Here is a 26,982-nt window from a genome sequence, read left to right as displayed (position 1 = left end):
ATAACCGCGACCGGATTGGCAGGATGTTCGACCTGTTGGCGCCGGACATCGAGGCGTTCCTGCACCGGACTGTGCCGCCGGCAGACGGCAAGAACTGGGTGGAGATCTATGGGGACGTCATCGGTACTGGGCATGACGTGAATCCGGGGGACCCGTCGGTCCAACTCAAGTTCCTTTCCGAGAACGTGACCAGCCGGTACAAGAAAGGCTGGCGACCGCTGCAGAAGGTGTTCAGCCGCACCCACGAGGCTTGGGCGGGCGAACTGCTCCAGGTGCGGCATTCCTGGGCGCACCTGAAGCCGTTCTCCAACGACGACGCCTACCGCGCGCTCGACACGGCACAGCGGTTCGCGGTCGCTATCAACGCGCCCGAGACGGCTGATGCGATCGGCAAGATCAGGCTCGACCTGCGCCGGGTGACGGCGGAGAAGGACGACCAGCGGACGCTGCGCTCGGCAGCCGCTGCGAACCCCGAGTCTTCCGGGCTCAGACCGTGGCGGGAGGTGCTCGCGCCGCACGACGACGTTGCGACGGGCAATTTTCCCGCATCGGAGTTCGCGGCTGATCTTTACAAGGTGGCCAGCGCGGGGGAGCAGGACAGCGAGTACGCCCAGCCCGTCGAGTTCTTCCGGCGGACGTACCTGACCGAAGGTCTCAAGGACCTGATCGGTCGCGCCGTGCGACGGCTGTCCGGCGATGGCAACGCGTCACCGGTGATCAACCTCCAAACCAACTTCGGTGGCGGCAAGACGCACTCGATGCTCTCGCTGTGGCACCTCGCCAGTGGCACGTCGCTGAGCGAATACCCACAAGAACTGCAGGACCTGCTCGTCGCGTCCGGCGGCCTGCCGGAGGAACCGGTTCGACGCGTGGCACTGGTCGGCAACCACTTCAGTCCGGCAGGGGAGACCCGGAGCGGTACACGAATCAAGACACTGTGGGGCGAACTCGCCTGGCAGCTCGGCGGCGCCGAGGCGTACGAACTTGTGGCTGAGGCCGACCGCTCGGCCACGAATCCGGGTGGCGCGCTCCATACCCTGCTGGAGTTCTATGCGCCGGCCGTCATTCTCATCGACGAGTGGGTCGCCTACGCTCGCCAACTCCCGGATCAGGTCGAGCCCGACAGCGAGGTCGCAGGCGGCACCTTCGACACGCAGTTCACCTTCGCACAGGCGCTGACCGAGGCGGCGAAGGCCACCCCGGGAGTCCTGCTCGCGATCTCGATCCCGGCATCAGAAACCGGTCGGGATCCCAACCAGATCGTGGTCGGCAGCGCCGAGGAAGTCGGTGGAACTCGCGGCCTGGAGGCACTCAAGCGCCTGCAGAACGTCGTCCGCCGGGTGGCGGATCAGTGGCGTCCAGCCTCCTCGAGCGAGGCCTACGACATCGTCAAGCAACGCCTCTTCACTCAGCCCGATGCCGCGGCCCTGGCGGCGATCAGCCAGACGGCGCGGACCTTTGTGGAGTTCTACCGCAGGCACGACAATGACTTCCCCCGCGAGGCGCGCGACGCGTCGTACGAGGACCGGATCAAGCGGACTTATCCCCTCCACCCCGAGCTCTTCGACACCCTGTACGAGGAGTGGTCCAGCCTTGACCGCTTCCAGCGGACCCGCGGTGTACTGCGCCTGATGAGCGAGGTGATCCACGCGCTGTGGACCGGCGGCGACGCCGGGCCCCTGATCATGCCGGGCTCGCTGCCGCTGGCGGCGTCCCGGGTCAATGCGGAGCTCGCGCAGTATCTCCACGACTCGTGGCGGGCGATCATCGACGCCGATGTCGCAGGAGAGGGATCCGAGCCGGCCCGGATCGACAAGGAGCGGTCCGTCTTCGGCGCACGATCGCTGACCCAGCGGCTCGCCAAGACGGTCTTCTTCGGCGCCGCTCCGACCATCGGCTCCGCTCACAAGGGCATCGAGACTCAGCGGGTCTTCCTCGGCACTGCTGTGCCGGGCGACGTGCCGGGCAACTTCCACTCTGCGCTGACGGCGCTTGCCGATCGTGCGACGTACTTCTACTCGGGGCAGGGCAAGTACTGGTACGACCTGCAGGCCAACATCACGCGCCGGGCCAAGGACCAGGCCGAGCGGATGCACAAGGAGGACGTCTGGGCTGAGATCGTCACCCGGCTCAGTTCACAGACGCGCGCCCGCGGGGGGTTCGCCAACGTCCACATCTGCCCGAACGACACCGGCGACATCCCGGACCTCGACGAAGCGCGCTTGGTCATCCTGCATCCCAGGTTCACCCACGCCCGCAACAACGGCGCATCGAGTGCCAAGGAGTTTGCCCAGACCGCGACCGAGCAGAAGGGCACCGGCCACAGGACGTTCCGGAATGCCGTGGTGTACCTTGCCGCAGACCAGGATCGGATGGCCGAGGTCGACACCGCGGTGCGGGACTACCTGGCCTGGAAGGAGGTCCTGGCTTCGCACGATCTCGATCTGACCCAGAACCAGCGCAACCAGGCCGAGGAGCGCCGTCGGTTGGCGAACGACACTGTCGACGCGCGACTGCTGGGCGCCTACCAGTGGGGTCTGGTGCCGGACGCTCCCAATCCAAGCGGCCCGTTCGAGATCGCGGTCACCAAGGTCGAAGGCTCCGCAGCCTCTCTCGCCGAACGCGTGACCAAGAAGCTCGCCGGCGACGGGAGGCTCGCGCAGCAGACCGCCGCGCTCAACATCAAGTTGGCCATCGACCGGGTACCGAAGATCTGGGAGAGCGGTCACGTGGCGGTCGGCGACCTGTGGCAGCTCTTCGCGTCGTACCCCTACATGCCTCGACTGCGGGACTCCTCGGTCCTCTTCGACGGAGTGCTCAACCAGCCGCTACTGCTCAACGACGGGTTCGCCCTCGCTGAGGGTCACGACGGCGAACGGTACGTCGGTCTTCGGATCGGCACCGGGCGGCTGGACGGCGCAGTCACCAACGCGACGTTGATCGTCAGGTACGAGATCGCGGAGCAGCAGCGACAGCAGGAGCAGCAGCAGGAGTCCGTCGGCGAACCCAGCCCCGATCCGGTGGCGGACCCGTCGAGGCCCGGCTCGTTCGATATCGAACGTCCCCCGGTCACGGTCGAGCTGGACCGTCGATTCTTCGGCAGCAAGACGCTCGATTCCGAGCGTTACACGCTGGACTTCAAGAAGATCTCCGACGAGGTGCTCGCCCATCTCAACGCCCAGGGCATCCGACTGACGGTGCGGGTGGAGATCGAGGCGCTCGCCGGAGACGGCTTCGACGAGGCGCGGCGGCGGACGATCTCCGAGAACGCGACGGTGCTCCGGTTCGACCAGGCCGGCTTCGAGGCGGAGTAGGACCGGGCACCAAGGTCGTGACCTGCCGAGAGCAGGGGCGGGTCAGGCCGCCCGCGGCGTGGGTACGGGATCGTCGTTGCCCAACTGGGCGGCCAGGGCGGCCCGGCCGCGGGACAGCCGGGCCTTGATCGTCCCCTCCGGCGCCCCGACCTCCCGCGCGACCTCGGCGACCGACAGGTCACAGAGGTGGTGCAGCACGATGGCCCGGCGCTGCTCGGCCGGAAGCCCGGCCAGGGCTCGGGCCAGCGCGATGCCGGTCACGTCGGGTTCGGCCGGCGTCCGGGCCGGTTGCTTGGCCCGGTCCGGCGGCTGCAGGGCCCGCTTCGCCCGGCGCCAGCGGCTGACCGCGAGGCGGTACGCGACCGTTCGCACCCAGGCCTCGGGCGCCAGGTCGGGATCCAGCGTGTGCCGCTTGTCCCAGGCCCGGACGAACGCCTCTTGGACGCAGTCCTGGGCCTCGGTGAAGTTTCCGCACATGGCATAGACCTGACCGACCAGTCGGCCGAACGACGTTGTATAGAAGGCGTCGAACGTTTCAGGATCCATGACCTTCCCCCGCGATGGGCAGGCGTCCGGGCCGAGCGGGGACGAGCGCTGGGGCTTCGCGGTGCGCCTGAGGCTCCATGTCTACGCCACGGCTGCATTCCGGTTGTACGTCGAATGCACTTCCGGCGACGGCGTCCAGGGGACGGCAATATGCGGGCCGATGCTGACCCGCTGGTGCGCTAGTTGATCATTCCCACTCGATGGTGCCCGGCGGCTTGCTGGTGATGTCCAGCACGACCCGGTTCACCTCGGCCACCTCGTTGGTGATCCGGGTGCTGATCTTCTCCAGCACCTCGTACGGGAGCCGGCTCCAGTCGGCCGTCATCGCGTCCTCGCTGCTGACCGGGCGGAGCACGATCGGATGCCCGTACGACCGGCCGTCGCCCTGCACGCCGACCGACCGGACGTCGGCCAGCAGCACCACCGGGAACTGCCAGATGTCACGGTCCAGCCCGGCCGCGGTGGTCTCCTCGCGGGTGATCAGGTCGGCCTGGCGGAGCAGGTCGAGCCGCTCCCGGGTCACCTCGCCGACGATCCGGATCGCCAGCCCGGGGCCGGGGAACGGGTGCCGCCAGACCATCTCCGGCGGCAGGCCCAGCTGCTCGCCGACCTTGCGTACCTCGTCCTTGAACAGGGTCCGCAGCGGCTCGATCAGCCGGAACTGAAGATCATCCGGCAGGCCGCCGACGTTGTGGTGGCTCTTGATGTTGGCCGCGCCCTCGCCGCCGCCGGACTCGACCACGTCCGGGTAGAGGGTGCCCTGGACCAGGAACTCGACCGTGTGGCCGGAGTCGGACTCCGCACTCGCCACGACCTCCCGGGCGGCCGCCTCGAAGCACCGGATGTATTCCCGGCCGATGATCTTGCGCTTGGCCTCGGGATCGGTCACCCCGGCCAGTTCGGACAGGAATTGATCTTGGGCGTCGACCACCTTGAGGTCGGTCTTGGTGTGCGCCACGAAATCGCGTTCCACCTGCTCCACCTCGCCGGCCCGGAGCAGGCCGCCGTCGACGAAGACGCAGGTGAGTTGATCACCGATGGCGCGCTGTACGAGAGCCGCGGCGACCATCGAGTCGACGCCGCCGGACAGCGCGCAGAGCACCTGCTTGTCGCCGACCTCGGACCGGATCCGCTCCACCTGCTCCTCGACGATGTTGGCCATCGTCCAGGTCTGCCGGCAGCCGGCGATGTCGATCAAGAACCGCTCCAGCACCTGCTGGCCGTGCTCGCTGTGCAGCACCTCCGGGTGCCACTGCACGCCGGCCAGCTTGCGGTCCGGGTGCTCGAACGCGGCGACCGTCGCCCGCGGCGAGGTGGCGTTGACCAGGAACCCCTCCGGCGCCGCCGTGACCTCGTCGCCGTGCGACATCCACGAGCTCAGCTCGCCGGGCAGACCGTTCAGCAGCACGCCCGGCGCCTTGACGGTGACCGGTGTGCGGCCGTACTCCCGCATGCCGGTGTGCGCGACCGTACCGCCAAGGGCCTGGGCCATCGCCATGAAGCCGTAGCAGATGCCGAACACCGGCGTCCCGTTGGTCAGCATCGCCGGGTCGAGGCCGGGGGCGCCCGGCGCGTAGACCGACGCCGGCCCGCCGGACAGGATGATCGCCTTCGGGCTGCGGGCCGTGATCTGCTCCACCGACGCCGTGTGCGGCATGATCTCGGAATAGACGCCGGCTTCGCGGACCCGGCGCGCGATGAGCTGGGCGTACTGGGCGCCGTAGTCGACGACGATCACCAGATCATGATCAAACGATGTCATAGGGTTCGCGGCCTTCTCAGACGTCAACGGTGGGGAAGCCGGAAGTCTATCCATGGCCCAACCCGCACAAAACCTGGCAGCATGCAGCCATGGACGCTGATGTGATCGTGGTCGGCGCCGGCCTGTCCGGCCTGGTCGCGACGGCGGAACTCGCCGAGGCGGGGAAGTCCGTGCTGCTGCTGGACGCGGAGCCGATCCAGTCCCTCGGCGGCCAGGCGCACTGGTCGTTCGGCGGGCTGTTCCTGATCGACACGCCGGAGCAGCGCCGGCTCGGGGTCCGGGACTGCGAAGAGCTCGCGCTGGCCGACTGGTACGGCTCGGCCGGGTTCGACCGGGACGAGGACTACTGGCCCCGGAAATGGGCCGAGTCCTTCGTGCACTTCGCGGCCGGGGACGCCCGCAGCTGGCTGCACGGGCTCGGCGTGCGCTGGTTCCCGCTGGTGCAGTGGGCCGAGCGCGGCGGCTACGCGACGCCCGGGCACGGCAACTCGGTGCCCCGTTTCCACGTCACCTGGGGCACCGGTCCCGGGTTGGTCGAACCGTTCGCGAACCAGGTGCTCGCCTCGCCGCGGGTACGGCTGCGGAACCGGCACCGGGTCACCGGGCTGGCGGCCGGTGCCGACGGCGTCACGGTGACCGGGTCCGTGCTGTCCCCGTCCGATGCGCCGCGCGGTGTCCGTACCGAACGGACGGAGGTGGGCGGGTTCACGTTCTCGGCGCAGGCCGTGGTGATCGCGGCCGGCGGCATCGGCGGCAATCTCGACCTGGTCCGCAAGAACTGGCCGCGGGTCTGGGGCGAGCCGCCGAAGAACATGATCATCGGCGTGCCCGACTACGTCGACGGCTCGATGCTCGAGGTGGCCCAGGCGGCCGGCGCCCGGGTGATCAACCCGGACCGGATGTGGCACTACCCGGAGGGCATCGTCAACCATTCGCCGGTCTGGACCCGGCACGGCATCCGGATCCTGCCCGGCCCGTCCTCGCTCTGGCTGGACGCCGAGGGCCGCCGGCTGCCCGCGCCGCTGTTCCCGGGCTTCGACGCCCTGGGCGCGCTGCGCGCCATCACCGCGGCCGGCCACGACCACTCCTGGTTCGTCACCGACGTCGAGACCGTCGGCAAGGAGTTCGCGCTGTCCGGTTCGGAGCAGAACGCCGACCTGACCGGCAAGAACCTGCGGCTGCTGGCCGGCCGGGTTGCGCCCGGCCCGACCCCGGAGGTGCGCGCGTTCCTCGACCACGGCGTCGACTTCCTGACCGCCCAGACCGTCGCCGAACTGGCCGTGAAGATGAACCAGCTGACCCCGGACCACCGGATCGACCCGGACGTGTTGCGCCAGACCATCGAGCTGCGCGACCTCCAGGTCGGCAGCGGCCTCGGCAAGGATCCGCAGATCACCGCGATCACGGCCGCCCGGCAGTTCGTCGTCGACAAGCTGATGCGCGTCGTCCCGCCGCACACCCTGTTGGACCGCAAGCATCCCGGCCGAGCCGGCACCGGCGGCCCGTTGGTCGCCGTACGCCTGCACGTCCTCACCCGGAAGACCCTCGGCGGCCTGGAGACCGACCTCGACGGCCGCGTCCTGGTCCCAGGCGGCGACGTCCTCCCGGGCGTCTACGCGGCGGGCGAAGCGGCCGGTTTCGGCGGTGGCGGCTTGCACGGCTATCGGGCCTTGGAGGGTACGTTCCTCGGCGGCTGCCTGTTCAGCGGCCGAACCGTAGGTCGCTCCCTCGCCGGCGCCCTCGCTTGATCGCTGCACTCCGGGTTCCCTGGCCTGTGGATAACTGGGGCCCGGGGTGGCGGGGAGGACGCCCCGCGTGTTGGTGTTGTTGCCGTGGAACCTCCACGGTTGATCACCGTGCCCGCCGCGTCTCGGCACGGGTTGACGGCGCGTCAGCTCCGGCGGTCTGCCCGGTTTCGCCGGTTGACCCGAGGGGTGTACGCGACCGGATCGGAGGAGCCGACGCTGACCGAGCGCGCTGCCGCCGCCGTCCTGGTGTCGCCCGCGGATGCCGTGATCACCGGGGTGACGGCGCTCTGGCTGCCCGGGGTCGAGATCGGCTCGCCGGAGCCGATCCGGGTGGCGACCGAGACCGCGGGCCAGACCGTCCGAAGCGGCGTACGGCTGAGCCGGGTCAGGTGCCTCCCGGACTCCCGCCGCCGGATCGCGACACCTCAGGCGGCGTGGCTCGCCGCCTGTGCAGACCTCGACCTTGTCGATCCGGTGGCCGCGGCCGACTGGTTGATCCGGCTACGTCGGGTCACGCCCGCGGAGTTGGGCGCCGCGGCAACGTCGGCGTCCGGCCGCGGCTGCCGACTGGCGCGGAGCGCGGCGGGCCTGGCGCAGTCCGGCGTCGACTCGCCGAAGGAGTCCGAGCTCCGTCTTCTGCTCGTCCTGGCCGGCCTACCGGAGCCCCGTTGCAACCCCAGGATCGGCACTGCCGATGAGCCGATCGGGCAGATGGATCTGGTTCTCGAGGAGTTCAAGACGATCGTCGAGTACGACGGCGACCAGCACCGGACCGACCCGATGCAGTGGAGTCGTGACATCGCACGTCACGAGGCGGCCGTGGCGGCCGGCTATCGGATCATTCGCGTGACTCATGGGCGGATGAAGCATCCTCGCGAGATCGCCGAGACGGTCCACAAAGCCCTGACCGACCGCGGTTACCGCGGCCCGCGCCCCCGCTACACCAACCTCTGGCAAACCCTCTTTGAATCGCGTCGAGTGTGAGGCTGCGACCACGAATCGGACCGATTTCGTGGTCGTAACCTCACACTCGGTGAGGCGACTCCGGGGCGGGTAGGGGAGGGGTCGGGTTAGGTGGACGAGCTTGATCCGCTGCTCGAGCCGGAGTCGGACGAGCTCGAGCCGGAGTCGGACGAGCTCGAGCCGGAGTCGGACGCGCCCGACTCGGACGAGCTCGACTCGGTGGTGCCGGTCTCGGTGGAGGGCGAGTCGTACGAATTCGTCGCGGACGAGCCCTCATCCCCGGAGTCCGAGGTGGAACCGAGGCTCGATTCGCCGAGGCTGGAGTCGGAGAGGGTCGAGCCCTGGGTCGAGGTCGACTCCGCGGCCTTGGGCTCACCGGGCTCCGGCGCCGGCGGGAACGGCTCGGGCGGCGGCGGGGTCGGCTCGGGCTGCGGGGTCGGCTCGGGCGCCGGCGGGGTCGGCTCCGGGGCCGGCGGGAACGGTTCCGGCTTGGGGAACGGCTCCGGCGTCGGGAACGGCTCCGGCTGCGGGGACGGCTGCGGCTGCGGGAACGGGCCGGGCTGCGTGTTCTGCGGTGCCTGCTGCTGCGACTGCTCCCACGGCGCGCCCGAGTTGCCCCAGACCGGGTCGGCGCTCTGCTGCTGCGGCGGCTGGTACGGCGCGTACGACTGCGACGGCTCACCCGGCTGCGGGCCGTTCACCGACGGGTACCCGCCGGGCGTCGTGTTCTCCGGTACGGCCAGCGCCATCACGATGTAGGCGATCACGCCGATGCCGCCGCCGGTGACCAGGGTGAGCACGACCCAGAGCACCCGGACCAGGGTCACGTCCATGTTCAGATACTCGGCGAGCCCGCCACAGACGCCGGCCAGCACCTTGTTCGAACTGCTGCGCATCAACCGCTTCTGCGGTGGCGGGTACGGGTTGCTCATTGAAGTTCTCCTTTGTTCTGGTCGTTCGCCATTGGTCTATTCCCTGCCCCGCGAGAGAGCGAGACCGAGCACGCCGACCACCACCAAGGTCAACGGTCCGGCCACCCGCAGTACGCCCCATTCGATCTTTCCCGCGATCGCCGTCCACAGAGCGAAGACGGCGATCGTGCTCAACAGAAGCCCCGCGATCAGCGAAACGACGTCGCGCTTCATCGCGTCACCTCCAGATAACCTTGGTCGAGTTGCAGGTCCAGCGTCAACGTCGGCGCCTTCGGATCCACCGCCACCGGCACCTCGTCGGCCAGATCGCTGCCGGACTGCTCCCGCCGGTCCAGCACCAGCACGCTGCCGTTGTCGACCCGGTAGCGGATGTTCAGGTTCACCCCTTCGGGTACGTGCACCCGCACCGTTCCGACATCGACGTTCGCGGCGACCGTCGTGTTCTTGGTCAGCTCCACCTGGCTCAGGTCGAGTTCCAGCCAGCCGAACTCCTTGACGATCGGCGTGGTCGGCAGGTCGGCCGGTGTCGCGTAGACCCGGACGTCGCGGGCCATGTCCTGCACCTGCTGCGCGGCGCCGGCGACCGACACGGCGGCCAGCACGAATGCCAGCACGATGCCGATCGGCAGGATGCCGCGGGCCCGGCCGAGCCAGGTCGCGGCGACCAGCGTGATGCCGACGACCAGCAGGGCCGCGGCGACGTAGATCGTGGCCGTGATCGGCGCCCCCAGCGCGTCGGCGGTGCCGAGGCCGGCCAGCACCAGCCCGACCGCGATCAGCCCGATCAGCCGCAGCCGGCGGGCCGAGGGGCGGTCGGCGGGCCGGGCCGGGGCGACCGGCACCGGCAGCGCCGGCTCCGGGTGGTAGAGCCCGATCGGGTCGGGATTGCTGAAGTACGCGGCCCGGGCCTGCGCGTCGGCCACCGCCGGATCCGGTTGCGTCCTCCCGCGATCATCGACCCGTGCCCACGGCGGCTGCTGGTAGTCGGTGGGCGCGGCGGGCCCGGCCGGGCCGGTCGGCTCCTGGTGCCGGGCCGGCCCCGGATCGGCGGCCGGCCGGGTGTGTTCGGCCGACGGCTGCCCGGACGCCTCGGCGACCCGGCGCCGCCAGGCCTCGGCGGCCTGGGCGAACGGGCTGTCCGCGGTCGGGGTCTGCCCGGACCGGTCGGTCGGGTTCTGCCGGGCCTGGTCCTGGCCGTACCAGTTCTGGGTGTGCGGGTTCTGGGCGTACGGATGCTGGGCGTACGGACTCTGGGAGGGTGGGCTCTGGACGTACGGGGACGGCGGGGTCTGGCCGACCGGCGGCGTGGTCGGCTCCTCCGTCGAGGACGTACGACCGTCATTGCGGCGGCCGCGGTGATAGCCGAAGTACCAGATGCCGGCCAGGATCAGGGCGGGGCCGAGGCCGAACGGCAGCAGCGACCCAAACACGCTGATCGAGATCACGCTGGCGACCACCACGATCGCGATCCACGCCTCGCGGGGCACCTTCCGGATCCGCGGGCCGACCAACTCCTCGAGCTTGGACCGCTCCGAGTCCTGCTCGGGGATGAGCAGCCAGCCGGCCAGATACAGCACCAGGCCGACACCGCCGCTGAGCGCGAGCAGGACTCCGCCGATCCGGACCAGCAGCGGGTCGATGCCCCAGTGTGCGGCGATGCCGCCACACAGACCGGTCAGCTTGCGGTCACCCGTGCTGCGCCGGATCGTCCAGATCGAACCCATGGGGCCATCCTTCCCGGCATGTGCGTTCGTACCATCCGGGAGCACCCCCAATTGGGCCTGGCTGCCCCCAATCCTGCTCGCCCGATTACGGTCCGCGGGGTTTAATGGCGGCAGACGGCCCGGAAGGCGCCGCTGTGCCCTGACGATGCTAGCCGGGCAGCGCGGCGGGCGACAGGGCCGAACCGATGGCCAAGGAGCCCATGTCTGCGACCGAACCGCGATCGATGCCCGGCCCGGGCGCCTCCGACGCGGACCGCCCCGGGAACGGTCGCCCCCTGCCCTCGGACGTCGCCGAGACCGTCCAGGCCGGCGAGGCCGGCGAGGTCGGCGAGGTCGAACAGCCAGCCCCGACCACTGCCGATCAGGCCGCTGCTCCCGTACCGCCGACGCCTCCGCCACTCCCGTCGACCGTGCCGCCGAAGCCCGCTGCCGTACCGCAACCGGAGCCCGAGGAACGGCCCCGGGCCACCCGGCTCGCCGGCACCGCGATGCTCGGCGGCGTCTGCGCCGGCCTGGCCCGCCACCTCGGCTGGCCGGTGATGGTGCTCCGGGTCGGCTTCATCGTCTTGATGTGCATCCAGTTCGTCGGCGTCGTCATCTACGGCCTGCTCTGGCTGCTGCTCCCGCCGGAACCGATCCGCGCCGCGCCCGGCCTGGAATCGGCGTCCCGGAGCGGCATGCGCGACTCGGCCGGACAGATCCGCCGGTTCGACTGGGGCGCGATGTTCGCGCTGGTCGCCCTCGGGGTCGGGCTGCTCTGGATGATCCAGATCAGCGGGCTCGGGATGGCCCAGCAGATCTTCTGGCCGGTGCTGTTCGCCTGCGCCGGCGTCGCGCTGGTCTGGCGGCAGGCCGACGTCAGCCGGCAGCGGCAGGCGCTGGCCGAGCTGGCCGCCCGGCCGCGGACCGCCCGCTCGGTGGCCCGGGACCGTTCCCTGACGACGGTCTCGTTGATCCTCGGCCTGGCCCTGGTCGGCGTCGCCTTCGCGCTGGTGCTGGTCCAGCAGGGCAACTTCGAGCAGTTGCCGAACGTGCTCGCGATGACCATGCTCGCCCTGGCGGCGCTGGCGATCGTGCTCGCGCCGTGGCTGCACAAGTCGCGCGCGGAACTGAACGAGGCCCGGGCGGAGAAGGTACGGGCGGAGACCCGGGCCGACATGGCGGCGCACCTGCACGACTCGGTGCTGCAGACGCTGGCCCTGATCCAGCGCCAGGCCGACGACCCGAAGATCGTCCAGCGGCTGGCCCGGCGCCAGGAACGGGAACTGCGCGGTTGGCTGTACGACGACGAGACCGAGCAGGTGACGTTCAAGGCCGCGCTGGCCGCCGCGGCCGCCGACGTCGAGGACGACCGCGGCACCCCGATCGAGGTGGTCACCGTCGGCGACAGCCACCCCAGCGAGGCGGTGCAGGCGATCGTCGCCGCCGCCCGGGAGGCGATGGTCAACGCGGCCAAGCATTCCGGCGCGGACAAGATCGACGTCTACGCCGAGGTCTTCGGCGACGAACTCGAGGTGTTCGTCCGGGACCGCGGCCAGGGATTCGACCCGGCCGGCATGGGCGCCGACCGGATGGGCGTCCGGCGCAGCATCATCGACCGGATGGAACGCCACGGCGGCAGTGCCGAGATCCGCAGCGAACCGGGCGACGGCACCGAGGTCCGGCTCAAGATCGACAACCATTGATGATCACCGAAGGATGACGATGACCCAACCACCGAACCCGTCCCAGCCGCCGCGACCCGGTCAGCCCGGATCGCCTTCTCCGCAAGGACAACCGGCCCAGCCGGCATCGGCCGTACCGCCGGCCCGGCGCCGGGTGGTCGTCGTCGATGATCATGCGATGTTCCGGACCGGCGTGAAGGCCGAGATCGGCCGCGCCGTCGAGGTGGTCGGCGAGGCCGCCGACGCCGACACCGCGATCAAGGTCGTGCTGGCGACCCAGCCCGACGTCGTGCTGCTCGACGTCCACCTGCCCGGCGGCGGTGGGATCGAGGTGCTCCGCAAGGTGCACGAGAAGAACCCGGAGCAGAAGTTCCTCGCGCTGTCGGTGTCGGACGCCGCGGAGGACGTGATCGGCGTGATCCGCGCCGGTGCCCGCGGGTACGTCACCAAGTCGATCGCCGGCAACGAACTGATCGACGCGATCCGCCGGGTGGCCGAGGGCGACGCCGTGTTCTCGCCGCGGCTGGCCGGGTTCGTGCTGGACGCGTTCTCCGGCGCGATCGACATCGCGAGCGTCGACGAGGACCTGGACCGGCTCTCCCAGCGCGAGCGCGAGGTGCTCCGGCTGATCGCGCGCGGCTATGCGTACAAGGAAGTCGCCAAGGAGCTGTTCATCTCGATCAAGACCGTCGAGACCCACGTCAGCAGCGTGCTGCGCAAGCTCCAGCTGTCCAACCGGCACCAGCTGACTCGCTGGGCCACGGATCGCCGGCTCGTCTGAAACATCTCTCCGGAGGATGTCGAAACGCGGTGGCGGGCTCCGTTCCACGGGTGTCAGCGAAAGAGACCCGAGGGAGCCCACCATGAACGCCACCGAGATCGCCGAAGTCCTGAACCACCCGTACAGCCAGGAACTGCTGAGCCGGGACATCACCCGGCTCGCCTACGTCGCCAAGGACGGCACACCGCGGAACATCCCGATCGGGTTCACCTGGAACGGGACCGAGATGGTCGTCTGCAGCCCGAAGAACGCCCCGAAGCTGCACTCGCTGCGGCGCAACCCGGCGGTCGCCTTCACCATCGACACGGAGGTCCACCCGCCGAAGATCCTGCTGCTCCGCGGCAACGCCGAGCTGGACCCGACCGACGACATCCCGCAGGAGTACCTGAAGGTCGCGAGCACGTACCAGATGACGCCGGAGCAGCGGGTCGAGTGGGAGGCCGGCATCCGGTCCCTCTACGCCGACGGCATGGTCCGGATCGTCGTCAAGCCGACCTGGGCGAAGTTGATCGACTTCGAGACGACGCTGCCGACCCCCGTCGCGGAACTCATCGAGCAGCAGGCCGCGCGGGCCGCACAGCAGTGACCGGCGGACACAGCAGACCCGGCCGGCGGCTGCCGGCCGGGTCGGTATCCCCGCGGTGGTGGGGAAGGGTCAGCTGCGGGCCGACTTGCGGCCCTTGATCACGCCGTAGATCGCCAGCACGACGAGGCTGCCGGCCAGAGCGAGCAGCCAGGTCCAGAGCGAGAAGAACCCGCTGATCCCGCGGTTGAAGATCAGGTCGCCGAGGAACCCGCCGACGACCGCACCGACCACGCCGACGACTAGCGTGCTGATCCAGCCACCGTTGACCCGGCCGGGGAGGATCGCCTTGGCCAACGTGCCCATGACCAGGCCGACGATGAGGTACGAGAGGATGCTCATGCCCGCGAAGCTACCGGCGCGGCGGCAGCCGGCCCAGGCCTCGGCGCCGAAATCAGGGGAGCCCGACGTCCGAACCAGGGAAGACCTGGATCGCGGTGTCCCGGACACCCGGAGGCTCGGACACTAAGCTCGACGTCATGGAGCTAGCCCACCAGATCCTGCTCTTGATCACGCTGTTGGGCTTCGCCGCGACCTGTGGCGGGCTGTTGGGGCAGCTCCGGTCTCGTGACCCCGAGGTCACCGGCGGCATGCTGATCGGTGGCTGGGTGCAGCTGATCGGTTGGGTCGTGGTGTCGGCCTGGCAGTTGATCGGTCTCGCCCCGTACTCCGAACCGTCCGGTCGGTACGTGCAGCCGATCGTCGTCGCCGTGATCATGATCCTGCAGTTGATCTTGCTGGCGAGCAACCGGAAGTTCACCTCGATCCCGCGTGGCCTGTGGGGAATTCTCCTCATCATGTCCCTTGCGGAGTCGGCGATCGCGGTGATCTGGCAGTAAGGTCTGCGACAGGATGCGCCTCTCAGCCCGAGTCGATTACGCCCTCCGCGCCGCCGCAGAACTCGCCGCCGCGGGGGAGCCTCGTACTGTCGATCAACTGGCCGCCGCGCAGCAGATTCCCGCGAAGTATCTGGAGAGCATCCTCGGCGAGCTGCGCCGCGGCGGTCTGCTGCGGAGCCAGCGCGGCCCCGACGGCGGCTACCGGCTGGCCCGGCCGGCCACGGAGATCAGCATCGCCGACGTGATCCGTGCCCTGGACGGAGAGCTCGCCAACATCCGCGGCAGCCGGCCGGAGCACCTGGAATATGTCGGCGCCGCGATCACCCTGCAGAAGGTGTGGATCGCCCTGCGTGCCTCGGAGCGATCGATCCTGGAGCAGGTCACCCTGGACCACGTCGCGAAGGCCAAACTGCCGCGGACCGTCGCGAATCTCGCCGACAACCCGGACGCCTGGGTCTGACCGATTCGTCTCATTCGCCGGTGATTGCGTAGACTGAGCACTTCTTCAACTCGTCGAGTTCCTGCCGCGGGTTGATCGCACGTCGTAGCACTTGACATCTGCTCCGTGCGTAGTCCCGCCGGAATCGTCCGGCTGGATTGTCGGCGGGACGTACTCACAGATGGTGTAACCCTTTGACTTCCTTCACCGAACTGGGCGTGCCCGCACGCCTGGCCGCCGTGCTCACCGAGCTCGGCTTCGACACTCCCACGCCCATTCAGCAGGCCACCCTGCCCGACGCGTTCGCCGGGCGGGACCTGCTGGGCCGTGGCCGGACCGGGTCCGGCAAGACCCTCGCCTTCCTGCTCCCGCTGGTCGGGCGGCTGTCCGGTCCCAACCGGCGCCGACCCCGCTCCGGCGCGCCGCGGGCCATGATCCTGGCGCCCACCCGGGAGCTCGTCGCCCAGATCGACGCCGCCCTGCAGCCGCTGGCGAAGGCGGCCGGGCTCACCTCGCGTACCGTCTTCGGCGGCGTCGGCCAGGGCGCCCAGGTCGCGGCGATCCGTCGCGGCACCGACATCCTGGTCGCCTGCCCCGGCCGGCTCGAGGACCTGATCGAGCAGGGACTCTGCTCGCTGTCCGACGTCGAGATCTCGGTGCTGGACGAGGCCGATCACATGGCCGACCTCGGCTTCCTGCCTGCCGTACGGCGACTCCTCGCCGGCACTCCGGCCGGCGGCCAGCGGATGCTGTTCTCGGCGACCCTGGACCGGGCGGTCGACGCCCTGGTCCGGCAGTTCCTGGTCGATCCGCAGGTGCATCAGGCGGACTCTGCGCAGTCGCCGGTGAGCACCATGTCGCACCACGTCCTCCAGGTGACCCGGGAGAACCGGCTGCCGATCTTGATCGACCTGACCAGTGCCCCCGGCCGGACGGTCGTCTTCACCCGGACCAAGCACGGCGCCAAGGGGCTCGCCCGCAAGCTCAACCGAAGCGGCGTGCCGACCGTCGAGCTGCACGGCAACCTGGCCCAGAACGCGCGGACCCGCAACCTGGAAGCCTTCCACAGCGGGAAGGCGACCACTCTGGTGGCCACCGACATCGCCGCCCGCGGGATCCATGTTGATCATGTGGCACTGGTGATCCACGCCGATCCGCCGGTGGACCCCAAGGCCTACCTGCACCGCTCCGGCCGTACGGCTCGCGCCGGCAACTCCGGCTCAGTGATCACGTTGGCGACGCCCGACCAGGCCAACGAGGTACGGCAGCTGACCCGGTCGGCCGGCATCACCCCGACCACGACCAAGATCACCACGGACCGGCACGCCGTGCTCAGCGAGCTCGCGCCCGGACCGCGGGTGCTGACGAAGCCGGTCGAGTTCGAGGCTCCGGCCGAGAGCCAGCCGGTCACCCGGTCGGCGGGTGAACGGCAGCGCGCCGAGCGTCCGGCCGGCGGCGGCCGCGGCCGTCGCCGGGGTGCGGGCCGTGGCCGCGGCACCGGTACGGCTGCGACGGCGGAGCGGGAGACCAAGACGGCCTCCCGGCCCGCCGCAGGCGGCCGGAGCCGGGGCCGTCGCCGGTCGTCCGGCTCCTCGAGCCCTGCGGCGTCACCGACCCACAGCGCCGCCGCGTTCAGCGCCCGCCGGCGCTGACCTGATCGCGGGGCACCGTAACGATTCCGCGGGATCGGCCCGGGGAAGGCGCGGCGAACCTACGCTTCTCGCCATGGTGTATCCGAGCGCCCCAGCCGAGGCGCGCGCCGAGCGCCCCGGCCCGGGCCGGGGTTGGCTCGCGGCCGTGATCAGCTGCGGCGTGTTGATCATGGCGGTCCAGTTCCTGTTGGCCGGCGCCGTGGCGACCCGCCTGGTCACGCCGGCTCCGAGCACGTACCGGCTCAGTGACAAGGCGGGCCGGGTCTCGGTCGAGCTGCCGAAGACCTGGTGGGAGGCGACGGCGCACAACGCGGGCCAGGTGGTCAGCGACGACACCGGCGACTGGGTGGTGCCCGACCTCGAGGCCTCCAGTGACACGCCGCGCTGGCTGTCCGTCTGGGTCGACCGGTCCTGGGACCAGGACACGGCACTGGCGCGGCAGCACGAGACCTTCGTGGCCGACGGCTGCCCCGACGAGGCCTGCCTCACCGACGCCGTGACCGAGATCATGATCGACGGGCACCGCGGGCTGCGTCAGCTGGCCCACTTCGATGACGGGCACCTCGCCGTACTCACCACGCTGGACACCGGGCGCTGGATGATCTTCGTGACCGCCGACGGCCCGGAGACAGCCGAGGGTGCGGCCGAGTTGATCACCATCTCCGACTCGCTCCGGCTGGCCGGCTGATGAGCTCGCCGAGCTCACGTCTCGCCAAGCCGCGGCGTCGCTGGGGCCGCCTGACGATGGGGATCGGTGCCTGCGTGGTGCTCGTCGGCGTGATCACCATGATCATCGTCGTGGCCACCGGTCAGTCCAACCGGCTGCTCACGCCGCGATCCGCCGACCCGGAGGTGTTCCACCTCCTCGACACGGGCGGACGGGTCTCGGTCGAGCTGCCGACGACCTGGTGGGACACGACTGCCCGGGACGCCGGCGAGACGGTCAGCGACGACACCGGCGACTGGCTCGTCGCGGCGCTCTCGGCCGCGAGCGACGCGCCGCGCGAGCTCGCGGTGTGGCTGGACGATCCTTCGGGCGCCGGTGACGGGCTGACCGAGCCGCACGCGGAGTTCCTCGCGGCCACCTGCTCCGACGGAGGAGGCTGCACGGCGGAGGCGGTCGCCTCGGTCGCCGTCGACGGCAGGCCGGGACTACGCCAGACGCTCCGCTTCGACGACGGCCACCGCGGAGTGATCACGACGATCCCGACCGACCAGTTGTTGATCTTTGTGCTGGCGGAGGGCCCGGACACCGACGACGCTGCGGCGGAACTGCTCAAGATCAGCGATTCGGTCCGGGTCCGCTGAGCCTGATCAGATCAGCGGCCGGAACGGGGACAGCACGGCCTCGGAGAACTTGACCATCAGGTTGCGCCGGTTCCACGACTCCAGGGTGAGCTCGATCGTGTTGGACGAGTCGATCGAGAAGATCTCCTCCATCTGCCGGGCCACGCCCGGGTCGAACACCTCGAGGTTGATCTCGTAGTTGCCGAGCAGGCTGAGCCGGTCGATGTTGGCAGTGCCGATGGTGGACCACTGGCCGTCGATGGTCGCGGTCTTCGCGTGCACCATCGCGCCCTGGTAGAGGAACAGCCGAACGCCGGCGCTGAGCAGCTGGTTGTAGAAGCCGCGGGACAGCCAGTCGGCGACGATGTGGTTCGACTCCTTCGGCACGATGATCCGCACGTCCACGCCACGCCGGGCGGCCCGGGTCAGCGCGGCCAGCATGTCCTCGTCCGGAATCAGGTACGCATGGGTCAGGTAGATGTGGTGCGACGCGCGGTCGATCGCCTCCAGATACATCCCGCGGATCGGGTACACCAGGTTGCGCGGGATGTTGCGGTGGATCCGGATCGTCGGCGTCCAGATCGGTGCCCCGGAGTCGGGCAGGGCCGGCCGGCGGCGGTTGGCGAACAGGTTCCAGTAGTCGATGAACGCGTTCTGCACGTCCCAGACCATGTCGCCGGTGAGCCGGGCGTGGGTGTCGCGCCAGTCCGTGGCGTACAGCGAACCGATGTTGTAGCCGCCGAGGAACGCGGCCTTGTCGTCGACGACCAGCAGCTTGCGGTGGTCCCGGCCCGAGTTGCGGATGATCCGCAGCGGGCTGGCCACCAGCGGGTGCCGGCGGACGTGCAGATGGCTCGGGAAGTTGAAGAAGCGGCGCGGGACGACCAGGTTGGCGAACTCGTCGAACACGATGTAGACCTCGACGCCCCGGTCGGCCGCGTCGAACAGGGCCTGCTTGAACGCCTGCCCGACGGCGTCGGACTTCCAGATGAAGGTCTCGAAGAAGACCTGCTCCTTCGCCTGCCGGATCGCGTCGAGCATGTCGGCGTACAGATCCTCGCCGTACGTGTACACGGTGACCTCGGACCCGCCGACGGTGACCGAGCGGGGTGGCAGCCGCGGGAACACCGCCGGGGCGCGCTTGCGCTTCCGCCAGACGTCGACGATCCGCAGGCCGATCAACGTCGCGCCCTGGATCGCGGCGATCACCAACAGGATCCGCCTGATGATGGTGCCGATCCGGAGCCGACCGATCATCCGGGGCCCCCGCGGCGTTGTTCGGGGGAGCGCAGCGGAGGAGAAGACCGCCGTGGGGTGGTGCTCATGGGCACAGAGTAGTGGGGCGTCCCGACAGGCGGGCCGTGTGTGTACGTGAGCTGTGTTAAGTGGGCTGTGTCAGTGGGCGGCATTAGTGTGGTGACGTCATGAACTCCTCGAACTCGGCAGCAGCAGCGGACACCCGGATCGATGCCGTCGCGTCCGCGGCGGAGGAGGTGGCCCGAGCCATGGGCGACGTCCAGGACGACCTGTTCGGCGCCGTCGCCGAACCGCGGCCGAAGCGGAAGCCGAAGTTCGATCTGGAAGCGCTGCTGGACGGGCTGAATCCGCCGCAGCGTCAGGCCGTGCTGCACGACGGCGGCCCGGTCGTCGTCGTGGCCGGCGCCGGTTCGGGCAAGACGCGGGTGCTGACCCGCCGGATCGCCTACCTGGTGGGCGAGCGGAAGGTTCATCCGGGCTCGATCCTGGCGATCACGTTCACCAACAAGGCGGCGGCCGAGATGCGGCACCGGGTGATGGATCTGGTCGGCAACCGGGCGAAGCTGATGTGGGTCTCCACGTTCCACTCGGCGTGCGTCCGGATCCTCCGCGCGGAGATCAGTCGGTTCGGCATGAACCGTACGTTCTCGATCTACGACGACGCCGACTCGAAGCGGCTGATGCAGCTGGTGGCTCGTGATCTTGATCTTGACCCGAAGCGGTTCGGGGTCCGGACGATCATGAACTGGGTCTCCAACTGCAAGAACGACCTGGTCGATCACGACTCCGCCCGGGCCCGGGTCAACGGGCCGGACGAGGAGCGTTTTCTCGAGGCGTACCAGGAATATCAGCGGCGGCTGGTCGCCGCGAACGCGCTCGACTTCGACGACTTGATCATGACCACGGTGCACCTGTTCCAGGCCTTCCCGGAGGTACGGGAGCAGTACCGGCGCCGGTTCCGGCACGTGCTGGTGGACGAGTATCAGGACACCAACCACGCGCAGTACGCCTTGATCAGGGAGCTCTGCGGTTCCGAACTGGCGGCGCAGGACGGACGGCCGGAGCAGCGGGAGGCCGACCCGCCGGAACTCATGGTGGTCGGCGACTCCGACCAGTCGATCTATGCGTTCCGCGGCGCGACGATCCGCAACATCCTCGACTTCGAGTCCGACTTCGCCGGCGCCAGCACGATCGTGCTCGACCAGAACTACCGGTCCACCCAGACCGTGCTGAACGCGGCGAACGCGGTGATCACCAAGAACGAGGGCCGGCCGGACAAGCGGCTCTGGACCGACGCCGGCGACGGCGACCTGATCGTCGGGTACGTGGCGGACTCCGAGCACGACGAAGCCCAGTTCGTGGCCGGCGAGATCGACAAGCTCAGCGACGACGGCAAGAGCCGATACGCGGACTGCGCGGTGTTCTACCGGACCAACGCCCAGTCCCGTCCGTTCGAAGAGGTGTTCATCCGGGTCGGGCTGCCGTACAAGGTGGTCGGCGGGGTCCGGTTCTACGAGCGGCGCGAGGTGCGCGACGCGATCGCGTACCTGCGGGCGATCAACAACCGCGACGACGACGTGTCGGTGCGCCGGATCCTCAACGTGCCGCGGCGAGGGATCGGTGACCGGGCCGAGGGCGCGGTCGAGGAACTGGCTCGGGAGAAGCGGATCAGCTTCGGCGAGGCGCTGCGCCGGATCGACGAGATCAACGGGCTGGCGACCCGGTCGGCCAAGCAGCTGCGACTGTTCGTCGACTTCCTCGACGCGCACGAGAAGATGGTGGCCGAGGGCCAGCCGGCCGACCAGATCCTGACCAGCGTGCTGACCGAGTCGGGCTACCTGGCCGAGCTGCAGGGCTCGACCGATCCGCAGGACGAGACCCGGATGGAGAACCTGGTCGAGCTGGTCGCGGTGGCCCGCGAGTTCGTCGCCGGGACCGTCGGTGTCGAGGCCGAGCTGGAGCCCGCCGCACTGCCGGGCGCGCTGCCGGACGACTTCGACATCACCGCCGAGCTCGACCTGGCCGGCGGTGCACCGGAGCCGGACCCGTCGCTGGGCGCCTTCCTGGAACGGGTCGCGCTGGTCGCCGATTCCGACCAGATTCCCAGCAACGATGCCGACGACGCCGGCGTGGTCACCCTGATGACGCTGCACACGGCGAAGGGACTGGAGTTCGACACGGTGTTCCTGACCGGTCTCGAGGACGGCGTGTTCCCGCACCAGCGGTCGCTGACCGACCAGGTCGAGCTGGCCGAGGAGCGCCGGCTCGCCTACGTCGGTCTGACCCGGGCCCGGAAGCGGCTCTACCTCAGCCGGGCCGCCGTCCGCGCCGCCTGGGGCGCCCCGCAGCACAATCCGCCGAGCCGGTTCCTCGGCGACATCCCGGACCGGCTGGTCGACTGGCGCCGGACCGAGAGCGCCCTGACCTCGTGGCGGAACAGCTCCGCGACCTCGTCGCGGCAGTCCTCGGGCCGCCAGTCCTGGAACTCGCAGCCCAGCCGCCCGCGGCCCACCGAGCGCGAGATCCCGTCCCTCGCCGCGGGCGACAAGGTCCTCCACCCGACCTTCGGCCTGGGCAAGGTCGTGGCGACGTCGGGCGCGGACGACAACGCCAAAGCCGATGTGGACTTCGGGTCGGCGGGCCTGAAGCGACTGGCCCTGAGGTACGCGCCTTTGCAGAAGTTGTAGGTAGGAGGTCGGCGCGGCGGAGCCGGGGGCTTGGGGGTCGATGCGCGGGCAACCAGTCGCGCGCGGTGGTTCAGTGCCGCTGCCGCGATCTGGGTGTGCGCGCGACGGCCAGTCCCATCCACGCCCGCGCATCGACCCCCAAGCCCCCCGGCTCCGCCGCGACCTTGGGCCGCCTCCCCGGTTGGGGGCGGGACTGAGCCGAGCGCTGATCTGGTCTGTGCTGGCTGTGTCGTACCGAGCGATGATGCTGATCACGAGCGTGCCTGACCCGACTCACCGTGAGGCGGCTGCTCGATCCTGCCCGCCCACATCCTTGCTCAGACCCCTCCCCGCCGCGCCCAGCCCCCGCCGTCGTCGCAGCCCTGCCGCGCCCGGCCTCCGCAGTGCCGGGCCGCTGTCGCCGCAGCCTCGCCGTGCCCGGCCTCCGCGGTGCCGGGCCGCTGTCGCCGCAGCCCGTCCGTGCCCAAACCTTCGCAGCGCCGAGCCCCTGTCGTCGCGCCCCGACCGTGCCCGGCCTTCGCGGCGCCCGGATCCCGTGGCCGCAGCCCGCCTCGCCCCAGCCTTCGCAGCGCCCAGGCTCGCAGCGCCGAGCCAGGCCGCGCCGGGCCCCGCCGCGCCCAGCCTTCGCCGAGCCTTCGCAGCGCCGAGCCCCGTCGCCGTAGCCCCGCCGCGCCGCGCCTTCGCAGTGCCGGGCTCCCGTGGCCGCGGCCCGGCCGCGCCCAGTCTCGCAGCGCCGAGCCCGCCGGGCCGGGCCTCCGTCGCCGTAGCACGCCGCGCCCAAACCTTCGCAAGCCGAGCCCGCCACCGCAGCCCCGCCCCGCCCTGGCCCACCCCGGGCGGCCCCTCGCCCTATCCGCGACTGTTGTACGCGTTCGCGACCGTTGCACCGGTCGCGGATGCGAGGAGCGGTCGCGGATGGGTACTCGAACGCGCGCCGTCGACGATCGCCGCGGCGAGGAGGCGATCGTCATCAAGATGCTGTGAGCGTGGATGGTGCGGTCTAGGTGACACGAATCTGCAACGGAACAGTGCTGCAATCGATTGCAGCGGCTTCGATGAGCGGTTGCACTGCAGATTTGTGACACCCCTCGGCTTTGCGCCGATCGTTGGCGGCGAGGCGGACGGAACGTTCGGGGCGTCGGGTGCTGGTGATCACGAAGCCAATCAGCTTCGTCAGCTCGGCGTCAGTCGATGCGGAGGTCTCGGACGACCTGGTTCAGCTGGTTGGTCAGGTCGGTGTTGCCGATCGGGACGGCGCCGAAGAACATGCCCCAGTTGTCGCCGTCGGGGACGACGATGAAGATCACCTTGTCGCCGGGGAAGGGGAGGCCGGGCTTGTCGACGCGGATGTCGGCCTCGATCAGCCAGCCTTGCTGGCCGGAGATGGTGATCGCCTCGTTGCGCAGGTCCTGTCGGTTCGGCGAGTACGGCTGGTACATGTCCGTGGTGACGCCGCACTGCATGATCAACTCCGCGATCGCCTTCGGCTGGCCGGGGAAGTCGGAGCCGAGCAGTCGGCCGACGGCGAGCTGGGCGATCCAGCCGGGGTTGTCGTTCACTCCGAGGTACTGCTGCGTGACGTCGTACGCGAAGCTCAGCCGGGGCTCGGGCGCAGCGGGCTGGAAGTTGCCGGCGGCCGGGAAGGACAGGTTGCCGCCGTGCACCCGGCCGTCCTCCGGATGCGCCTCGCGCCGGTTCGGGTCACCGAGCGGGCAGGGCCGCGAGCCGTCCGGGCTCGGGCTGGGGGAGACGCTCGTCGGTTGGTCGGTCGGCTGCGAATCGTCCCAGCCGCTCACGGTCGAGTCCGGGTAACTGCGGTCGGTGATCGGCGACCCGGCCGTGGTGGTCCGGAAGATCATGATCGCGGCGATCGCGATCACCACGACGAGGACCAGCGCCGCGACGGTCAGATAGGCCGCGCGCGAGCCGGGGCCCGTCCCACCGGATCCTGCCCCACCGGCGCCGGGTCCGCCAGCGCCCGGTCCGGGCTGGCGCGGGTCGGTCGTGGTCTCGGCCGACCAGGAGTCACCGTCCCAGTAGCGGTAGGCGCCGGGCTGGCCGCCCGGGTCCGGATACCAGCCGGGAACGGACATGATCAACTCACCGCCAGCGAGTCCGTCGCGGCGTCCAGCTCGGCGATCAGGTCTTCGCGTTCCATCGGCACCGCGTGGAAGTAGTACGTCCTCGGGTCCGAGTCGACCACGATGATCCGGATCAGCGAACCCTTGGTCTTCAACTGGGGATGGGAGAACGTGAGCAAGGCGTCCAGCCGGGTCGCCGGCGTGCTGCCGATCTTGGTCGGCTTCGTCTCGTTCTTCGCGATCGTGACGTCGACACTGGTGTAGAAGTCGCTGGTGACCAGGCACTGGAGCAGCCGCGAGGTGGCCTCCTCACCCTTCGGGTCATCCTCGAACGTGAGCACGCCGACCTGGGCCGATGCCTCCCAGCCCAGTTCCTCCCGCATCCGCTGGGTCTGCACCTGCGCGTCCCGGCTGTACGGGAAGCGGCGGGTCGCGACCGGCGACCGCCAGCTGACCGGCAGCCGCTTGAAGGTCAGCGGACCGCCGTGCACCCGGTCGTCCGACGGCGGGTCCGGCAACTGGTTCGGCGTGGTGAGGTCACAGGCCACCGGACGGGCGCTCGGCGTACCACTCGGTTCGGCCGATGACGGTGCCTCGGTCGGGCTGGAGTCGTCCCAGCCGCTGACCGAGGAGGACGGCAGGGCGGCGTCGGTGAACGCGCCACTGGTCTGCCGGGTCAGCACCACCACCCCGACGACGATGATCAACACCACGATGACGCCGCCGGTGATCATGGCCGCCAGCCGGCCGCGCCGCTGGCCGGTGGCCCGCCGCACGTTCGCCGTCCAGGCCCGCCCGTCGTAGTAGCGGAGCCGGCCCGGGGTGCCGTCCGGATCCGGGTACCAGCCCGGTTGCGGCCCGGCGCCCGGCGGCCCGGCACTCATGGGATGGCCTCCAGCGCCGGATGCTCCTCCCGCCAGCCGTTCGTGATCGGCAGCCGGCGGTCCCGGCCGAACGCCTTGAACGAGATCTTGGTGCCCGGCGGGTACTGCCGGCGCTTGTATTCGGCCCGGTCGACCATCCGCATCACCCGGTCCACGAGGTCGACGTCGTACCCGGCCGCGATGATCTCCGCCCGGCCCTGATCACCCTCCACGTACTCGGCGATGATCTTGTCCAGCACCTCGTACGGCGGCAGGCTGTCGGTGTCCTTCTGGCCCGGCCGCAACTCGGCGCTCGGCTCCTTGGTGATCGAGTTCTCCGGGATCGGCGGCTGCTCGCCGCGTGCCACGGCATGATCGTTCCGCCACGTCGCGAGCCGCCAGACCCAGGTCTTCGGTACGTCCTTGATCGGCGCGAAGCCGCCCACCGCGTCGCCGTAGATCGTGCTGTAGCCGACCGCGAGCTCGCTCTTGTTGCCGCAGGCCAGGACGATCGACGGGTTGTGCTGGTTGGACTCGGCCATCCAGATCACCGCCCGGATCCGTGCCTGCAGGTTCTCTGCCGCGACGCCGTCGATGTCGATCAAGGAATGGAAGGCGTCCACGGCCGGCGCGATCGGCACGGTGCTGAAGTTCAGCCCGAGCCGCTGGGCAAGATCGGCGGCGTCGGTCTTGGAATGTTCGGAGGAGTACGCACTCGGGTTGGAGATCCCGTACACGTTCGCCGCGCCGATCGCGTCGCTGGCGATCGTCGCGACCAGGGTGGAGTCGATCCCGCCGGACAGCCCGAGGTAGACCCGCTCGATCCCGTTCTTTCCGCAGTAGTCGCGCAACCCGAGCACCAGCGCGGAATAGACCTCCTCGTCGGCCGACAGCCTCGGATACCGCGGCGCCTCGATCGGCGTGCTCGGTGCCGGATAGGCGTCCGTGACGTGATGCCGGCTGATGATCAACTTCTCGGCGCGGGAGACCGTCGGCCCGTTCACCGCCTGGGAATCGGGCAACTCGAGGTCGGCCAACACCAGGTCCTCGACGAACTGCGGCCCGCGGACGATCAACGTACCGTCGGCGTCGGAGATCATCGAGTCGCCGTCGAAGACCAACTCGTCCTGGCCGCCGATCAGATTCACGTACGCCAGCGCACAGCCGGCCTCCCGGGCCCGCCGCGACACCAGCTCGCCGCGGGTGTCATCCTTGTCCCGCTCGTACGGGCTTGCGTTGATCACCGCCAGCAGCCCGGCACCCGCCTCGGCCGTCGCCGCCACCGGTCCGCCGTCCTGCCACAGGTCCTCGCAGATCGCGACCGCGACATCCACCCCGCCGATCGTCAGCACGGTCAACTCGTTGCCGGGTTTGAAGTAGCGGAACTCGTCGAACACGCCGTAGTTCGGCAGGTGATGCTTCGCGTACCGCGCCACCACCTCACCCCGGTGCAGCACCGCCGCCACATTCTGCGGATGCCCCTTCTTGGGATGCTCCGGCTCGTCGGTCCGGTCCAGATACCCGACCACGACGACGAGCTCGCCGAGCCCCTCGTCCGCCAGCCGCGAGGCGAGCCTGGAGACGCTCTGCCGGGACTCCTCGATGAAGCTCTGCCGCAGAGCCAGGTCCTCGACCGGGTAGCCCGTCAGCGCCGTCTCGGGGAACAGGACGAGCTGAGCCTCCTTGGCGGCCGCACGGCGAGTCCAGTCCAGGATCTTCTCACCGTTGCCTTTGATGTCGCCGACGATGACGTTGAGCTGAGCCAGGGCGATGCGCAGATGTGCCACGTAGCTGAGCCTAATCGCGACGGTGGTCTGTTGAGGGAGGGGATCATCCCGCTGGGCGGTACGGAGGGCTGTG

The 26,982-nt window shown here is 70.0% G+C and carries 22 protein-coding genes; 12 read left to right on the top strand and 10 right to left on the bottom strand.

All coding sequences use genetic code 11. The features are described from left to right. Positions 1-23 precede the first annotated feature (23 nt). Positions 24-3,314 carry a DUF499 family protein gene (locus BKA15_RS11400; RefSeq protein WP_246322323.1) on the top strand — a complete coding sequence of 1,097 codons (3,291 nt, stop codon included), beginning with the start codon at positions 24-26 and terminating at the stop codon, positions 3,312-3,314. A gap of 42 nt (positions 3,315-3,356) precedes the next feature. On the opposite strand, the gene BKA15_RS11395 is transcribed toward BKA15_RS11400, so the two are convergent. Together BKA15_RS11395 and guaA are read right to left on the bottom strand one after the other, a co-directional pair. Next, positions 3,357-3,860, bottom strand: coding sequence for an RNA polymerase sigma factor (locus BKA15_RS11395; protein WP_179750831.1), 504 nt, complete (start codon positions 3,858-3,860; stop codon positions 3,357-3,359). Between the two features lie 187 nt (positions 3,861-4,047). Then, on the bottom strand, positions 4,048-5,622 hold the full coding sequence (gene guaA / locus BKA15_RS11390) for a glutamine-hydrolyzing GMP synthase (protein ID WP_179750829.1): 1,575 nt from the start codon (positions 5,620-5,622) through the stop codon (positions 4,048-4,050). 89 nt (positions 5,623-5,711) lie between these two features. Between guaA and BKA15_RS11385 the strand changes: the two genes are divergently transcribed. Then, a complete protein-coding gene (locus BKA15_RS11385; protein ID WP_179750827.1) occupies positions 5,712-7,370 on the top strand; it encodes an FAD-binding dehydrogenase in 1,659 nt (552 codons plus the stop codon). 174 nt (positions 7,371-7,544) lie between these two features. After that, complete coding sequence (locus BKA15_RS11380; protein WP_179750826.1) at positions 7,545-8,354, top strand: DUF559 domain-containing protein; 810 nt, start codon at positions 7,545-7,547, stop codon at positions 8,352-8,354. Positions 8,355-8,440: 86 nt separating this feature from the next. Here BKA15_RS11380 and BKA15_RS34805 read toward each other — a convergent pair whose 3' ends face one another. The 3 genes from BKA15_RS34805 to BKA15_RS11365 are packed head-to-tail and all read right to left on the bottom strand — an operon-like array spanning position 8,441 to position 10,989. After that, on the bottom strand, positions 8,441-9,265 hold the full coding sequence (locus BKA15_RS34805) for a PspC domain-containing protein (RefSeq protein WP_218871218.1): 825 nt from the start codon (positions 9,263-9,265) through the stop codon (positions 8,441-8,443). Between the two features lie 36 nt (positions 9,266-9,301). Continuing rightward, positions 9,302-9,478: a hypothetical protein gene (locus BKA15_RS11370; RefSeq protein WP_179750824.1), complete on the bottom strand. Its 177-nt coding sequence runs from the start codon at positions 9,476-9,478 to the stop codon at positions 9,302-9,304. After that, positions 9,475-10,989, bottom strand: coding sequence for a PspC domain-containing protein (locus tag BKA15_RS11365; RefSeq protein ID WP_179750822.1), 1,515 nt, complete (start codon positions 10,987-10,989; stop codon positions 9,475-9,477). Before BKA15_RS11365 ends, BKA15_RS11370 begins: the two co-directional genes overlap by 4 nt. Before the next feature lie 200 nt (positions 10,990-11,189). Here BKA15_RS11365 and BKA15_RS11360 point away from each other — a divergent pair, with 200 nt between their 5' ends. The 3 genes from BKA15_RS11360 (at position 11,190) to BKA15_RS11350 (ending at position 14,020) form a co-directional block, all read left to right on the top strand. Continuing rightward, positions 11,190-12,674: an ATP-binding protein gene (locus BKA15_RS11360; protein ID WP_246322322.1), complete on the top strand. Its 1,485-nt coding sequence runs from the start codon at positions 11,190-11,192 to the stop codon at positions 12,672-12,674. Between the two features lie 19 nt (positions 12,675-12,693). Then, a complete protein-coding gene (locus BKA15_RS11355; protein WP_179750820.1) occupies positions 12,694-13,434 on the top strand; it encodes a response regulator in 741 nt (246 codons plus the stop codon). An 82-nt stretch (positions 13,435-13,516) separates the two neighbouring features. Beyond that, entirely contained in the window at positions 13,517-14,020 is a 504-nt protein-coding gene (locus tag BKA15_RS11350; protein ID WP_179750818.1) for a pyridoxamine 5'-phosphate oxidase family protein, read from the top strand. 69 nt (positions 14,021-14,089) lie between these two features. On the opposite strand, the gene BKA15_RS11345 is transcribed toward BKA15_RS11350, so the two are convergent. Beyond that, a complete protein-coding gene (locus tag BKA15_RS11345; protein ID WP_179750816.1) occupies positions 14,090-14,359 on the bottom strand; it encodes a GlsB/YeaQ/YmgE family stress response membrane protein in 270 nt (89 codons plus the stop codon). A gap of 137 nt (positions 14,360-14,496) precedes the next feature. Between BKA15_RS11345 and BKA15_RS11340 the strand changes: the two genes are divergently transcribed. The 5 genes from BKA15_RS11340 to BKA15_RS11320 all read left to right on the top strand — a co-directional run bounded on the left by BKA15_RS11340 (position 14,497) and on the right by BKA15_RS11320 (position 18,255). Then, complete coding sequence (locus BKA15_RS11340) at positions 14,497-14,856, top strand: hypothetical protein (RefSeq protein ID WP_179750814.1); 360 nt, start codon at positions 14,497-14,499, stop codon at positions 14,854-14,856. Between the two features lie 13 nt (positions 14,857-14,869). Beyond that, the gene (locus tag BKA15_RS11335; RefSeq protein WP_179750812.1) at positions 14,870-15,316 is read left to right on the top strand and encodes an RrF2 family transcriptional regulator; all 447 of its coding nucleotides are present in this window, start codon (positions 14,870-14,872) and stop codon (positions 15,314-15,316) included. Positions 15,317-15,489: 173 nt separating this feature from the next. Further along, complete coding sequence (locus BKA15_RS11330) at positions 15,490-16,947, top strand: DEAD/DEAH box helicase (RefSeq protein ID WP_218871216.1); 1,458 nt, start codon at positions 15,490-15,492, stop codon at positions 16,945-16,947. A gap of 73 nt (positions 16,948-17,020) precedes the next feature. Then, positions 17,021-17,635: a hypothetical protein gene (locus BKA15_RS11325; RefSeq protein WP_179750810.1), complete on the top strand. Its 615-nt coding sequence runs from the start codon at positions 17,021-17,023 to the stop codon at positions 17,633-17,635. After that, entirely contained in the window at positions 17,635-18,255 is a 621-nt protein-coding gene (locus tag BKA15_RS11320) for a hypothetical protein (protein WP_179750808.1), read from the top strand. The genes BKA15_RS11325 and BKA15_RS11320 overlap by 1 nt, the downstream gene beginning before the upstream one ends. A 6-nt stretch (positions 18,256-18,261) precedes the next feature. On the opposite strand, the gene BKA15_RS11315 is transcribed toward BKA15_RS11320, so the two are convergent. Beyond that, positions 18,262-19,491 (bottom strand): phospholipase D-like domain-containing protein, encoded by a 1,230-nt coding sequence (locus tag BKA15_RS11315; RefSeq protein ID WP_179750806.1) that lies wholly within the window; start codon positions 19,489-19,491, stop codon positions 18,262-18,264. 167 nt (positions 19,492-19,658) lie between these two features. Here BKA15_RS11315 and BKA15_RS11310 point away from each other — a divergent pair, with 167 nt between their 5' ends. Further along, entirely contained in the window at positions 19,659-22,178 is a 2,520-nt protein-coding gene (locus tag BKA15_RS11310; RefSeq protein ID WP_312878950.1) for a UvrD-helicase domain-containing protein, read from the top strand. 1,184 nt (positions 22,179-23,362) lie between these two features. On the opposite strand, the gene BKA15_RS11305 is transcribed toward BKA15_RS11310, so the two are convergent. Genes BKA15_RS11305 through BKA15_RS11295 form a run of 3 tightly spaced genes read right to left on the bottom strand, consistent with a single transcriptional unit; the run spans position 23,363 to position 26,909 of the window. Further along, positions 23,363-24,271 (bottom strand): DUF2510 domain-containing protein, encoded by a 909-nt coding sequence (locus BKA15_RS11305; RefSeq protein WP_179750804.1) that lies wholly within the window; start codon positions 24,269-24,271, stop codon positions 23,363-23,365. A gap of 2 nt (positions 24,272-24,273) precedes the next feature. Then, complete coding sequence (locus tag BKA15_RS11300) at positions 24,274-25,143, bottom strand: DUF2510 domain-containing protein (protein ID WP_179750803.1); 870 nt, start codon at positions 25,141-25,143, stop codon at positions 24,274-24,276. Continuing rightward, positions 25,140-26,909: an NAD+ synthase gene (locus BKA15_RS11295; RefSeq protein WP_179750801.1), complete on the bottom strand. Its 1,770-nt coding sequence runs from the start codon at positions 26,907-26,909 to the stop codon at positions 25,140-25,142. Before BKA15_RS11295 ends, BKA15_RS11300 begins: the two co-directional genes overlap by 4 nt. Positions 26,910-26,982 lie beyond the last annotated feature (73 nt).

The organism is Microlunatus parietis (genome assembly GCF_013407955.1).
Taxonomy (GTDB): domain Bacteria; phylum Actinomycetota; class Actinomycetes; order Propionibacteriales; family Propionibacteriaceae; genus Microlunatus; species Microlunatus parietis.
Note: the sequence above shows the minus strand (reverse complement) of the source record. Positions and strands in the feature narration are given on the sequence as shown.